Origin of the sequence: Sulfitobacter sp. 1A13368 (genome assembly GCF_043557275.1) — a bacterium.
In the GTDB taxonomy this organism is placed as follows: domain Bacteria; phylum Pseudomonadota; class Alphaproteobacteria; order Rhodobacterales; family Rhodobacteraceae; genus Sulfitobacter; species Sulfitobacter faviae.
Window position 1 is genome coordinate 26,883 of the sequence record NZ_JBIFFR010000004.1, and the last position, 12,010, is coordinate 38,892.

The following is a 12,010-nucleotide window of genomic DNA, read 5'->3' on the forward strand; positions in this document are numbered from 1 at the left end:
AAGACTATATAATGTGCGGATAACAAGAAAAACACCCGACCGAGGCATAGTTCTGTAATGACACAAGTATTTAGACGCGCATGGGAGGATATGGTCCTTCCTATTTTTAAACGTCCCCGCCGTGTGCAGGTTGCCGCCCTGTGCTACCGCGACACCGAGGCGGGCAAAAAGGTCCTGCTGATCACCAGCCGCGACACGGGTCGCTGGATTTTGCCCAAGGGCTGGCCGATCGATGGGCTGGACGGCGCCGGCGCCGCCTTGCAGGAAGCATGGGAAGAGGCCGGGGTGACCAAAGCGGATATCGAATCCGATCCGATGGGTATTTTCGACTATGACAAGGGTCTCGGCGAAGGTTTGACCGTGCCCGTGACCACACAGGTCTACCTCACCCGCGTCCGCGATCTGAGCGAGGAATACCCCGAAGCGGGCATGCGCAAACGCGCGTGGTTCACCCCGCAAGAGGCATCGGAACTCGTGGATGAGCCTGATCTTAAAGCAATCTTGTCCGCGTTCCATTAAGCCCCTTCGGCACCGGGCAACTGTCCGGTGCCATATTGCCCTTGCCCTACCGCCAATATTGCCCGTTTCGGGATGTTACAATTTTGTGACAGGGTGACTTGCGCCCTCGATAGCCTTATGTCACCCCCCGCTGAACGTTTGGATCGTTGGGAGATCATACAGGAATGGCAACGGAACCGCAGGGCAGCCAGTGGAAGACGCTGGACAAGGACCTCAACCGTATTTCGCAAGTCGAACTGGCCGCGACCTATGTCGCCCGCCCCCTTGTGGCGCCGGGCATCGCGCTGGCCTTTATCGTGGTGGCAGGTGCCGTTGCGGCGGTATTCTTCGGGCAGCAGCCCTCCAGTTTTGTCGTAATCGCAGCGGCGGTTTTCGGTGCCTATATGGCGGTGAACATCGGCGCGAATGATGTGGCCAACAACATGGGCCCCGCCGTTGGGGCCAACGCGCTGACCATGGGCGGCGCGATTGTCATCGCGGCACTGTGCGAATCCGCCGGGGCGCTTCTGGCGGGGGGCGATGTCGTCTCGACCATTTCCAAGGGCATCATCGATCCGGCGAGCGTGGCGGACACGCGCATCTTTGTCTGGGCGATGATGGCCGCGCTGGTCTCCTCCGCGCTTTGGGTCAACCTTGCCACATGGGTCGGCGCGCCTGTCTCGACCACCCACTCGGTCGTGGGCGGGGTCATGGGCGCGGGCATCGCGGCTGCGGGCCTTGGCGCGGTCAACTGGAGTTCAATGAGCATGATCGCCGCAAGCTGGGTGATCTCGCCCGTGCTGGGCGGTGCCGTGGCGGCGATGTTTTTGGCCTTCATCAAGGCGCGCATCCTGTACCAGGACGACAAAATCGCCGCATCGCGCACTTGGGTGCCGGTTCTGGTTGGCCTGATGGCCGGGGTCTTTGCCGCCTATCTGGCGCTGAAGGGCCTGAAGAAAATTATCAGCATCGACATGCCGATGGCGCTGATCATCGGGCTGGTGACCGGGCTCGTGGTCTATGCCATTTCCGCCCCGCTGATCCGCCGCGCCTCTGAAGGGATGGAGAACCGCAACCGCTCGGTCAAAACGCTCTTTGGCCTGCCGCTGGTCCTCTCTGCCGCGCTTCTCAGCTTTGCCCATGGCGCGAATGACGTGGCCAATGCGGTTGGCCCGCTGGCGGCGATCGTCCATGCGACCGAGTTCGGCGGTTTTGAGGATAAGGTCAGCATCCCGACATGGGTGATGATCATCGGGGCCTTCGGCATCTCCTTTGGTCTGTTCCTCTTTGGCCCGAAACTGATCCGTATGGTGGGCAGCCAGATCACCAAGCTGAACCCGATGCGCGCCTATTGCGTAGCACTCTCAGCCGCCATCACCGTAATCGTGGCAAGCTGGCTGGGCCTGCCCGTGTCTTCGACCCATATCGCCGTGGGCGGGGTCTTTGGCGTGGGCTTTTACCGTGAATGGCATATGGAGCGTCGGCTGCGCCGGATCGGGGCCAAGACCGGTGAGGTCAAGCGCATCGCCAAGGAAGAACGCCGCCGCCGCAAGCTCGTACGCCGCTCGCATTTCATGACCATCGTTGCGGCTTGGGTGATCACCGTGCCTGCTGCGGCGCTGCTCTCTGGCATCGTCTTTTGGGTGCTGAACGCCTTTGTGAACTAAGGTCAGGCGCGCCTGCGCCTCACCCCTCTTGCCGGTCCTGCCCTGCCGCCATTTCGGCCCGCAGCGCGGCGACCGGCAGATGCGGCAGCCCTTCATCCGCAAGCTCTGCCCAGCCCATCACCCGCAGCACCATATCCGTCACCGGCGTCGCGCGGCCAAGCGCCCTTGCGCGGCGCTGCACCTCGCCTTGGAGCGCGTCGATCTCAGTCGGGCGGCGCGCGGCGAGGTCTTGCGACATCGAGGTCCGCGCCTGCGGGTCGATCTGCAACATGGTGGCGGCGACGCGGGTGAAAATCGGCGTCGGCAGGCGCAGGAGTGTCGGCACCAGCCGCGCCGGTATCGGCGTGGTCATGGCGGGGCGGATCTTGTCGGCGCGCAAAACCGCCAGCGCCTCGGCCCATTGATCGGCCATCAGACGCCGCCACGCCCGATCCTGCAACTGCGCTTGCAACGGCAGACCGCTTAAAGCGTTCAGGGCATTGTTGAGGTTCATCAGGAACTTGCCCCATTGCAGGGCGGTGATATCGGCGCGTTCCTCTACCTTTAGGTCCGGCAGCGACAGCCGCGCGGCCAGATCAGCCGGGCCCGCCTCGATCACCAAATCGCCCGAGCTTGCCCGGTGGTAGCAGCCCTGCCCCATGGCCACGACGTTGAACGGCACCAGCCCCGCGCGCAGATCATGCTGCGGTAGATGCCGGGCCAAGGCCGCGCGGTTGCCCATGCCGTTTTGCAGGCTGATGACCTGCACGCCCGGCGCGCTGTGGCGGGCGATCAGCCGGGCCATGTCTTCGGTGTCGCGCGATTTGACCGTGACCAGCACGATATCGGCATCGCGCAGATTGGTCTCATCCCCCGCAAGGCTCAGATCATCCGCCGAAAGGTAACGCGCCATGCCGCCGAAATCGGTGAGGGTCAGCCCATGGGTGCGGATCTCGGCCTGAATGCGGGGCCGCGCCAGCAGGGTCACGGCATGGCCCGCTCCGGCCAGCAGCCCGCCGACGAAGCAGCCCACCGCCCCCGCGCCCGCAACAACGATGCGGGGGCCGTCGCTCATGCGCCCAGACACCAGCGCATGACGGCTTTCTGCGCGTGAAGACGGTTCTCGGCCTCGTCAAAGATCACCGAATGCGGCCCATCCATGACTGAGCTTGTCGCCTCGTCATCGCGGTGCGCGGGCAGGCAATGCATGAAAAGCGCGTCCGGTTTCGCCAACGCCATCAGCGCATCGTTCACCTGATAGCCGCGCAGCTGGTTGTGCCGCCGCTCCCGCGCCGATTGCGGATCATGCATGCTGACCCAAGTATCGGTGACCACCAGATCGGCACCCTCCACGGCCTTCTGGGGGTCGCGCTCGGTGGTATAAAGCCCGTCGAGCGCGCGCTCGGGGTCGAGCGGCTCCGGCCCGGTGAAGACAAGGTCGAAGTCGAACTGCTTGGCCGCATGGGCGAAACTGGCGAAGACGTTGTTGCCGTCGCCCGACCAGACCACCTTGCGCCCTTTGATCGGGCCGCGGTGCTCCTCAAACGTCTGAATATCGGCCATGATCTGGCAGGGATGCGTGCGGTTGGTCAGCCCGTTGATCACCGGAACGGTGGCATATTCTGCCATCTCCAGCAGGGTCTGCTCTTCGAAAGTGCGGATCATGATCATATCGACGTAGCGCGACAGCACGCGGGCGGTGTCGGCGATGGTCTCCCCATGGCCGAGCTGCATATCGGCACCCGAAAGCACCATCGTCTGCCCGCCCATCTGCCGCACGCCCACGTCGAAGGAGACACGCGTCCGGGTCGAGGGCTTCTCGAAAATCAGCGCGACCATGTGATCTTTCAGCGGCTGGTCATCATCCGGCGCGCCGCGCGGGCGGCCATTGCGCGCGGCTTTCATGGCGGCGGCATTGTCGATGATCTGCCGCAGATCGGCGGGGTCGGTTTGGTGGATATCGAGAAAATGGTTCATCTGTCGTCTCTGTCTTGCGGGGTCCAAGGCCACGGCCTTGAAAGCCCGAGGAATGTTTTGGGGTGAATGGCGCTTAGGCCGGGGTCAGGTCACGCGCGATGGCGTCAAGGCGGGTCACCGCCTCGGCAATCTCATCGTCGGAAATGGTCAGCGGCGGCAGCAGGCGGATCACATTGTCGGCGGCGGGCACGGTGATCAGCTCATGGGCATAGCCCGAGGCGACCACATCGGCATTCGCCACTTTGCATTTCAGCCCCAGCATCAGCCCCGCGCCGCGCACCTCTTCAAAAACCTCCGGATGCTCAGCCACCAGCCCTTCGAGACGCTGACGCAGCAGCCCCGCCTTGCGGCTCACCTCGGCCAGAAAGGCCGCGTCGGCCACCACATCCAGCACCGCGCAGCCCACGGCACAGCCCAGCGGGTTGCCCCCATAGGTTGAGCCATGGGTTCCTGCCGTCATGCCCGAGGCCGCCTTTTCCGTGGCCAGTACGGCGCCCAGCGGAAAGCCCCCGCCGATGCCCTTGGCGACCATCATGATGTCGGGGCTGATCCCGGCCCATTCATGGGCAAAGAGCCGCCCGGTCCGGCCCACGCCGCATTGCACCTCATCGCAAATCAGCAAAAGCCCGTGGGCGTCGCACAGCGCGCGCATCTGCTGCAATTCGGCATCCGGCACCGCGCGGATACCGCCCTCGCCCTGTACCGGCTCGACCATGATGGCGGCAGTCTTGTCGGTGATGGCGGCCTCAAGTGCGGCGCTGTCGCCGAGGTCGAGATGCACGAAACCCGGGAGTCGCGGGCCGAAGCCTTTGGTCATCTTCTCAGACCCCGCCGCCGCGATCCCGGCGGAAGAGCGGCCGTGAAAGGCCCCGTTAAAGGCGATGATCTCGACCCGCTCGGGCTGGCCTGCCTCGTAAAAATACTTGCGCGCCATCTTCACCGCCAATTCGCAGGCCTCGGTCCCCGAATTGCAAAAGAAGGCGGTGTCGGCAAAGGTCTCGGCCACCAGCCGGTCGGCCAGCGCCTCTTGCTGCGGAATGTGGTAGAGGTTCGAGGTATGCCATAGCGCCTGCGCCTGATCGGTCAGCGCCTTCACCAGCGCCGGATGCGCATGGCCAAGCGCGTTCACCGCGATCCCCGCGCCCAGATCAAGAAAACGTCGCCCATCCGCCTCGATCAGCCAAGTGCCTTCGCCTTTGACGAAGGTCAAAGGAGCGCGATTATAGGTTGGCAGAACGGAAGGGATCATCTGTTTGTCCTTGAAAGAGGGCCGTGTCACGCCGGTAAAAGGGCATGGGGCTGGCGCAGGGTCAATGGGATTTGCTTGTTTTTGAAAGGATGCAGCACGCAGGCTGCGAGATCAGGCCATCACGCCGCCCCAAAGGGGGGCACCATGTTATCGGACGGAGCGTCGTCGGATGGAATATGCGGCAGATTTGATCATGGCTCTTGCATAGCCGCCCTTCATCCCCCACGTAAAGCCCCAATCGCAGCGCCCCGTGCCCAGAGGGCATCGGCGCTTGCACCTGCGGCCCCAGAAGATAAAATGGGGGCCGATACACTGACAAAGCGGTCCGGGCTAGGGGGCCGCTTTTTAACTGGGGAACCCCGTATGTCCTGGACTGATGAGCGCGTAGAGACACTGAAAAAGATGTGGGGCGAAGGCCAGTCCGCCAGCCAGATCGCGAAAGAACTGGGTGGGGTGACGCGCAATGCCGTGATCGGCAAGGTGCACCGTCTGGGCCTGTCGAACCGCACCGCTGGCGCACCCGCCGCCGCGGCGGCGACTGCCAAGCCGGAGCCCAAGGCCAAGCCCGCAGCCCCCAAGGCCGAGGCCAAGGCAAAGCCCGCCGCCAAAGCCGCGTCCGAGCCGGAGGCCGAAGCCGCCCCCGCGCCCGAAACCGAAGAGCCCGCCGCAGCCCCGGCGCCCAAGCCCAACCTGCCCGCACGCAAGCAGATCATCCCCGCAGGCCAACCCCTGCCGCCGCAGCCGTCGGCGAATGAGATCAGCCCCGAGGCGCTGGCCAAGGTCAGCGAAGTCGAGAAGAAGGCCAAGAAGATCGGCCTGATGGAACTGACCGAACGCACCTGCAAATGGCCCGTGGGCGACCCGGCGACCGATGATTTCTGGTTCTGCGGCCTGCCCGTGCAGCAGGGCAAACCCTATTGCGAGGCCCATGTCGGCGTCGCCTTCCAACCGATGAGCGCCCGGCGCGACCGCCGCCGCTAAGTCCGGCGGAATGAAAGAAAAAGGCGGGCGGGCTTGAGTGCCCTACCCGCCTTTTTCTTGCCTGAGGCCTAGATCAGCGCAGTTTCGGCGGTTTCGCCGGATCGCTGCCCGGGGCCATCCGGGGCGTATTCTGCAAAGGCTCCATCTGCGGCAGGTCAAACCGCAGGCCGACGCGGGCCAGCTTCTCGACCACCGCGTCATTGGGACCGAAGAAGCCGACATCCATCGCCCCCGCCTCGATCCCCGAAAAGGTCAGCGCCTCGGACGCCGCGCGCACCAGCGCGTCTTGCGCGCGAGGGATCGCACCGACGAAGGCCAGCAGATGCCCGCGCCCGCCGCCGCTGTATTCGACACCGACAAGGAAGGCCCCCGCCGCCATGCCCGTGGCCGTCGCCAATTTCGCATCAATCGCGGCGATCAGCGTCTCGGGCAAGCCCTGCGGCGGGAACACGCGGTCGATGCCCGCCTCCACCTCGCCCGGCGCATGGGCCAATGTGCTGCGCAGCCAGTCCATCGCTTCGGCAGGCAGCAGGATCTCGGACGGGGCCACGCCGATGTTCACCGCCATGCCCAAGGGCTGCCCCGCCAACATCGCGGCAATCGCACGGCCCGAGAGCGCCACGTAAGGAGACGCCTCCCCCACGTGAGCCGAGAGCCGCGCCGCGCGGTCGAAGACCATAACATAGCTATCGTCAAGCAGCACCGGGCTGATCTGATCGCCCTGCGGCTCATCCTCGAGCAACATAAACAGCTCGACATCCGCGATACGCTCGTAAAAGCGCAGCCGCGCCGCGTCGTCGTCGGGGGCGGAGGCCATCGCGGCATGGGCTTGGTCGAGCGGGGTCGGCTCGGTCTTGGGGTCAGTTTGGCGGTCGGTCATTCATCACCTCGGACACGGCGGCGCGCAGACGGGGCAAGACCTCTTCCGCGAACCAGGGATTCTTGTTCAACCATCCGGTATTGCGCCACGACGGATGAGGCAAGGCAAAGACCCCCGGCGGATGATCCCGCCAGCCCGCCACGGCCTCGGTCACATTGCGAAATCCGGGGAGGTGATATTTCATTGCATAGGCCCCAATCAACACCGTGAGCCGCAGATCGGGCAGCATCTCCAGCACCGGTTTGCGCCAAGTCTGCGCACAGATACGCGGCGGCGGCAGGTCGCTGCCCTTGGCATCATAGCCCGGAAAGCAAAAGCCCATCGGCACGATGGCGACCCTGTCGCGGTCATAGAATGTCGCCTCATCCAGCCCCAGCCAGTCGCGCAGGCGGGTGCCGGACATATCCCAGAACGGCTTGCCCGCCTCATGCACACGTTTGCCGGGCGCTTGGCTGGCGATCAGCAGCCGCGCGCCGGGTTTGAACCAGACGATGGGCCGCGGGCGATGCTGGGTGGCGGTCACGGCGAAACGCTCGGCACAAAGGCGGCAGGCCGCCAGATCATCTCGGATATCCTTCATGAGCAGGAGATAAGCGGTAGGGCGAAAAGATAAAGGGCGGTGAGCCGTCACTTCGACAATTATCGAAATAAACCTTGCATCGCGCTAACATTTCGATATTTCTAGAATCATGAAACAAGAATCCGCAACTCCCGCCCTCACCCTTGCCGCCAGCAGCTTTGCGGCGCTTGGATCGGAACAACGCCTTCTGGTGCTGCGCACGCTGGTGCGCGCCGGATCAGAGGGGCTGAACATCGGCACGCTGGGCGAACGCACCGGCGTGACCGGCTCGACCCTGACACATCACCTGAAACTCTTGGCCTCTGCCGGTCTGGTGAAACAGGAAAAACAAGGCCGCAGCACCATCTGCGCCGCCGTCGCCTATGAAGAGGTGCAAGCCTTGGCGAATTTCCTGCTGACCGAATGCTGCGCGGACGCAATCGACGGCTGCACGGAGCATAACCATGGCTGATACCACACAAACCCTCCCCGCGTTGCACCGTTTGGCCTTTCTAAAAAGCGCTTGGGGCATCACGCTGGCGCTCTTGGCGCTGATCGCGCTGCTGGATCCGCCACAGGTCATGCCGACGGTCATCTTCGCGTCTGAGGCGCTTTTGCACACCGCCCCCTTCATCGCCTTCGCGGTGCTGGCGGTGGCCTATCTCAAAGCCAGCGGGGCGGAGAGCCTGCTTGCCCGCGCGTTCGAGGGCAACCCGGCCCGGATGGTGGTAATGGCAGCGGCGCTCGGCGGTTTGTCCCCCTTTTGCAGTTGCGAAGTGATCCCCTTTATTGCTGCGCTGCTGGCCGTCGGCGCCCCGCTCGGCGCGGTGATGGCCTTTTGGCTGGCCTCCCCGCTGATGGACCCGGCAATGTTCGCGATCACCTCAGGCACGCTCGGCTTCGACTTCGCCTTGGCGAAAACCATCGCGGCGCTTGGCGTCGGCATGTTCGGGGGTTTCACCGTCATGGCCCTGTCCCGCACGCCGATTTTCAACGACCCCCTGCGCCCGCAGCCTGCGAAAAGCAGCTGCTGTTCTTCGGCCAAACCGTTCTCTGGCGCGCCGGTCTGGAAGTTCTGGCAAGAGGCCGAGCGCCGCGCGAGCTTTGCCGACACGGCGCTGACCAATGCGCTGTTCCTCGTCAAATGGCTGACCCTCGCCTATGTGGTCGAAGCCCTCATGCTGACCTATGTGCCCGCGGAATGGATCGCCAATGTCTTGGGCGGCACCGGGATCATGCCGATCATTCTGGGCGCATTCGTGGGCGCACCGGCCTACCTGAATGGCTATGCCGCCGTGCCCCTGATCGACGCGCTGCTGGCGCAAGGGATGACCCAAGGCGCGGCCATGTCCTTTGTCGTGGCGGGCGGGGTAAGCTGCATTCCGGCGGCCATCGCGGTCTGGGCACTGGTCAAACCGCATGTTTTCGCCGCCTATATCGGTTTTGCCTTCGTCGGAGCGATCTTTGCGGGTGTGATCTGGCAGTTGGTGGCGTGACCGCGTCAAACTGACGACCCGAATGCGGGGGCGGTAGAAATGCCGCCCCCTTTTTCGTTTCGACTGTTACTGAGGTGAGGGCAGATGTCGCCCGCGCCGAGAGGCCGGGCAGCGAGGCGCTCGCGACTTACGCCGCCGCGCGCTCTCCGTCTGGCTTTTCGGAGGGTTCATCCCCAATCGGCCCCTCGCCATTCACCATGTCCTTGACGGCCATCCCATGGGGCAATTCCTTCCCCGTACCATTGCCCAAGGGCATATCGATATAGAAGGTCGTGCCGGGGCCGTCGTTCTTGAAATAGTCGATCTGCCCGCCCAAGGCTTCGATGATCCGTTTGGAGATGTTCATCCCCAATCCAGTGCCGCCAACGGCCCGCTGGTCCGAGGAATCGATCTGCGAAAATTCGTCAAAGACCTTTTCGCGCTCGGATTCGGCAAGGCCGATCCCCTCGTCGATCACGCTGATCCGCACCTTGTCGCCAAGGTTGACCGAGGTGACCTTGACCGTCGACCCGGCGGGCGAGAATTTGGCCGCGTTTGACAGAAGGTTGGACATCACCTGTTGCAGGCGTTTCTCGTCCGTGGCGATCCCCGCAGGCTCCGACGGTTTGGCATAGCGCAGCGTCACGCCAAGGTTGCCTGCAAAGGATTGGTTCAACTCAATCGCGTCTTCGATGATGGTCTGCACCTCAAGCGGTTCGATATCAAAGCTGATCTTGCCCGCCTCGAACTTTTGCAGGTCGAGAATCTCGTTAATGATCGACGTCAGCCGCGCCGAATTGCGCTGCGCAATCTTTAGAACTTTCTCCATCTGCGGGGTCATTTCGCCCAAAACCCCGGCGCAGGCCATATCGAGCGACCCTTTGATCGAGGTCATCGGCGTGCGCAGCTCATGGCTGATGGTCGAGACGAATTCGGTCTTCACCTTGAACGCGATCTTGGTTTTCTCATGCTCGACCTTCAGCTCTTCGAGCTGGCGTAGATTGGTGCGGTACATCTTTAGGAAGATGCGAGAGCAATCGACGATGAAGTAGAGCACGAAGACCACGGTGAACAACTGGGTCCAAAGCTCGGATTCGATGCTCGCCCCCGTGCGCACGATGTCCCAGATCGGGATGAAGAGGAATGTCGCGCCATAGATCGCAAGCCGCAGCATCAGCACCGGCAGGATATGGTGGTTGTTCATCGAGGCGAAGAGCGCCGCGGCGAAAAGGAAGAAGAGCGGCAGAAAATGCGTCGTCGCCCCCTGCTGAAGCGCGATCCCAAGGGCGAAATAGCTGATCACCCCGGCGCTCAGCACCGTGCCGATATAGATCCGGTTCATGAACAAACGCGCCAAACGCGGGCTGCGCCCCCGCCAGCGGGTGATGCGCAGGAAAAGCAGATAGTCGAAAGTCTCGGAAATCGCGATCAGGATGACCGTCGAGATCGACAGCCACAGATCATAGTAGAACGCAGACAGGCAAATGGCCGCCGCAAAGATCATCTGCCGCTGCCAAAACAGGTTAACGCCGACTTGGGAGTAGTCCCGCATCTGCTGCACCTTTGTCGCGTCTGCCAGATGCGGCGTATGAATCGGGCCGTATGTTACTTTTTCCTGCGACATCGCTCTCGTTTTCTTCGGTCGGCTGCTCGAATGCCGGCATTCTGCCGACAAACGCTCTTAACATGTTGCATTTCGGCATCGAAGCACATGTTAGACGCGATCATCTTCCCTTCTACACCCGGAAATGGGACATAAGTATGGCCATTTCATGCAACTAGAGGTTAGCCTCTTGATAAGAGGTATTTTTACAGCGAATTTTCGAGGTCCAACATGAGTCTGCAAGGACGGAGCTTCAGTGGAAAATCTTGGCAGGATGTTCTTCCCGAACTGACGCCACAGGACGCTAAGGCGCTGGAAGTAAAGAACAACCGCTTCCCACGAAAACTGCTTAACAGCAAATCGACAGAGGTCGACCCCTATAGCCCCGAGGCCCTTGCCCGGGCCAACCCCTATATGCGTGCCACAACTTTGTCATTTTTGAACATGCATCAGCACGGGGAATTATTCGTTAATTTCCTCCGGGCGCGGCGCCGAATCTTTATCGACGATAAGCAATGGAATCTCCCTCAGGTTGATGGGATGGAGTTTGACCAATACGACACGCCCCGCGCGCGTTGGATCGTTTTGCATGAATATGGGGAGGTCATGGGCGGCGTGCGCCTGATGCCCACCACCTCGACCTGCGCGCAATACAGCTACATGCTGCGCGATGCGCAACTGGGAATGCTGCCGGATATTCCGCAGGACGTGCTGTTCTTCAAAGCCCCCGTGCGTGACGACATCTGGGAAGCCACCCGCCTGTTCCTGACGAGCGCAGTCCCCGCCCAACGCCGCATCGCCGTGCAACGTATGCTGATGAACCAGATGGCCGGTGCCGCCTATGCCATGGGCGCAAGCCATGTTCTGGGCATCGTGCCCGCCACCTTCAGCCGCTGGATGACACGGCTTGGCCTGATGAGCGCCGTGCCCGTGGGCCCGGTGCAAAACATCGACGGTGACCGCACGCAGGCGGCCTTGATGAACGTCAGCTACATCGGCGAGATGGCCCCGACCGAGAGCACTCATACGCTACACTGACCCCCGCACGGGCGCGGGCCGATATGCCCTCCTCTTATGCGCCCTCCCCCGCAGGATACCCGTCCTGCGGGCAGCAGGTTTTACCGTTACCAAACAGCCCCGCA

12 protein-coding genes are annotated in these 12,010 nt (G+C 62.8%); 6 read left to right on the plus strand and 6 right to left on the minus strand.

All coding sequences use genetic code 11. The annotated features are described in order from the left end of the window. The first annotated feature begins 90 nt into the window (after positions 1-90). Both ACGYK4_RS09480 and ACGYK4_RS09485 read left to right on the plus strand, forming a co-directional pair. Positions 91-519, plus strand: coding sequence for an NUDIX hydrolase (locus ACGYK4_RS09480; RefSeq protein WP_231886276.1), 429 nt, complete (start codon positions 91-93; stop codon positions 517-519). 164 nt (positions 520-683) lie between these two features. Next, positions 684-2,165 (plus strand): inorganic phosphate transporter, encoded by a 1,482-nt coding sequence (locus tag ACGYK4_RS09485; protein ID WP_394456174.1) that lies wholly within the window; start codon positions 684-686, stop codon positions 2,163-2,165. 19 nt (positions 2,166-2,184) lie between these two features. Here ACGYK4_RS09485 and ACGYK4_RS09490 read toward each other — a convergent pair whose 3' ends face one another. The 3 genes from ACGYK4_RS09490 to ACGYK4_RS09500 form a co-directional block, all read right to left on the minus strand. Continuing rightward, positions 2,185-3,219, minus strand: a complete 1,035-nt coding sequence (locus ACGYK4_RS09490; protein WP_394456176.1) for a 2-dehydropantoate 2-reductase — start codon at positions 3,217-3,219, stop codon at positions 2,185-2,187. Then, positions 3,216-4,121, minus strand: coding sequence for an ornithine carbamoyltransferase (gene argF, locus ACGYK4_RS09495; RefSeq protein WP_271691836.1), 906 nt, complete (start codon positions 4,119-4,121; stop codon positions 3,216-3,218). The genes ACGYK4_RS09490 and argF overlap by 4 nt, the downstream gene beginning before the upstream one ends. Positions 4,122-4,194: 73 nt before the next feature. Beyond that, on the minus strand, positions 4,195-5,370 hold the full coding sequence (locus ACGYK4_RS09500) for an aspartate aminotransferase family protein (protein WP_394456177.1): 1,176 nt from the start codon (positions 5,368-5,370) through the stop codon (positions 4,195-4,197). A 363-nt stretch (positions 5,371-5,733) separates the two neighbouring features. On the opposite strand from ACGYK4_RS09500, the gene ACGYK4_RS09505 reads away from it, so the two are divergent. After that, positions 5,734-6,351: a GcrA family cell cycle regulator gene (locus ACGYK4_RS09505; RefSeq protein ID WP_394456179.1), complete on the plus strand. Its 618-nt coding sequence runs from the start codon at positions 5,734-5,736 to the stop codon at positions 6,349-6,351. A gap of 73 nt (positions 6,352-6,424) precedes the next feature. Here the strand turns inward: ACGYK4_RS09505 and ACGYK4_RS09510 are convergent, their stop codons facing one another. Both ACGYK4_RS09510 and ACGYK4_RS09515 read right to left on the minus strand, forming a co-directional pair. Continuing rightward, a complete protein-coding gene (locus ACGYK4_RS09510; RefSeq protein ID WP_394456181.1) occupies positions 6,425-7,231 on the minus strand; it encodes an SseB family protein in 807 nt (268 codons plus the stop codon). Then, entirely contained in the window at positions 7,212-7,811 is a 600-nt protein-coding gene (locus tag ACGYK4_RS09515; protein ID WP_136720430.1) for a uracil-DNA glycosylase family protein, read from the minus strand. The genes ACGYK4_RS09510 and ACGYK4_RS09515 overlap by 20 nt, the downstream gene beginning before the upstream one ends. A 109-nt stretch (positions 7,812-7,920) precedes the next feature. Between ACGYK4_RS09515 and ACGYK4_RS09520 the strand changes: the two genes are divergently transcribed. Beyond that, on the plus strand, positions 7,921-8,262 hold the full coding sequence (locus tag ACGYK4_RS09520; protein ID WP_394414264.1) for an ArsR/SmtB family transcription factor: 342 nt from the start codon (positions 7,921-7,923) through the stop codon (positions 8,260-8,262). Then, positions 8,255-9,286 carry a permease gene (locus tag ACGYK4_RS09525; protein ID WP_394456183.1) on the plus strand — a complete coding sequence of 344 codons (1,032 nt, stop codon included), beginning with the start codon at positions 8,255-8,257 and terminating at the stop codon, positions 9,284-9,286. Before ACGYK4_RS09520 ends, ACGYK4_RS09525 begins: the two co-directional genes overlap by 8 nt. A gap of 127 nt (positions 9,287-9,413) precedes the next feature. On the opposite strand, the gene ACGYK4_RS09530 is transcribed toward ACGYK4_RS09525, so the two are convergent. Next, positions 9,414-10,817, minus strand: coding sequence for a cell wall metabolism sensor histidine kinase WalK (locus tag ACGYK4_RS09530; protein WP_271689444.1), 1,404 nt, complete (start codon positions 10,815-10,817; stop codon positions 9,414-9,416). 495 nt (positions 10,818-11,312) lie between these two features. On the opposite strand from ACGYK4_RS09530, the gene ACGYK4_RS09535 reads away from it, so the two are divergent. Continuing rightward, a complete protein-coding gene (locus ACGYK4_RS09535) occupies positions 11,313-11,906 on the plus strand; it encodes an acyl-homoserine-lactone synthase (protein WP_394456533.1) in 594 nt (197 codons plus the stop codon). Positions 11,907-12,010: the final 104 nt, after the last annotated feature.

Bases quoted from the DNA above. Each gene is read 5' to 3' on its own strand.
- ACGYK4_RS09480 (WP_231886276.1), top strand. From the start codon at position 91: ATGGTCCTTCCTATTTTTAAACGTCCCCGCCGTGTGCAGGTTGCCGCC.
- ACGYK4_RS09485 (WP_394456174.1), top strand. From the start codon at position 684: ATGGCAACGGAACCGCAGGGCAGCCAGTGGAAGACGCTGGACAAGGAC.
- ACGYK4_RS09490 (WP_394456176.1), bottom strand. From the start codon at position 3,219: ATGAGCGACGGCCCCCGCATCGTTGTTGCGGGCGCGGGGGCGGTGGGC.
- argF (WP_271691836.1), bottom strand. From the start codon at position 4,121: ATGAACCATTTTCTCGATATCCACCAAACCGACCCCGCCGATCTGCGG.
- ACGYK4_RS09500 (WP_394456177.1), bottom strand. From the start codon at position 5,370: ATGATCCCTTCCGTTCTGCCAACCTATAATCGCGCTCCTTTGACCTTC.
- ACGYK4_RS09505 (WP_394456179.1), top strand. From the start codon at position 5,734: ATGTCCTGGACTGATGAGCGCGTAGAGACACTGAAAAAGATGTGGGGC.
- ACGYK4_RS09510 (WP_394456181.1), bottom strand. From the start codon at position 7,231: ATGACCGACCGCCAAACTGACCCCAAGACCGAGCCGACCCCGCTCGAC.
- ACGYK4_RS09515 (WP_136720430.1), bottom strand. From the start codon at position 7,811: ATGAAGGATATCCGAGATGATCTGGCGGCCTGCCGCCTTTGTGCCGAG.
- ACGYK4_RS09520 (WP_394414264.1), top strand. From the start codon at position 7,921: ATGAAACAAGAATCCGCAACTCCCGCCCTCACCCTTGCCGCCAGCAGC.
- ACGYK4_RS09525 (WP_394456183.1), top strand. From the start codon at position 8,255: ATGGCTGATACCACACAAACCCTCCCCGCGTTGCACCGTTTGGCCTTT.
- ACGYK4_RS09530 (WP_271689444.1), bottom strand. From the start codon at position 10,817: ATGCGGGACTACTCCCAAGTCGGCGTTAACCTGTTTTGGCAGCGGCAG.
- ACGYK4_RS09535 (WP_394456533.1), top strand. From the start codon at position 11,313: ATGCATCAGCACGGGGAATTATTCGTTAATTTCCTCCGGGCGCGGCGC.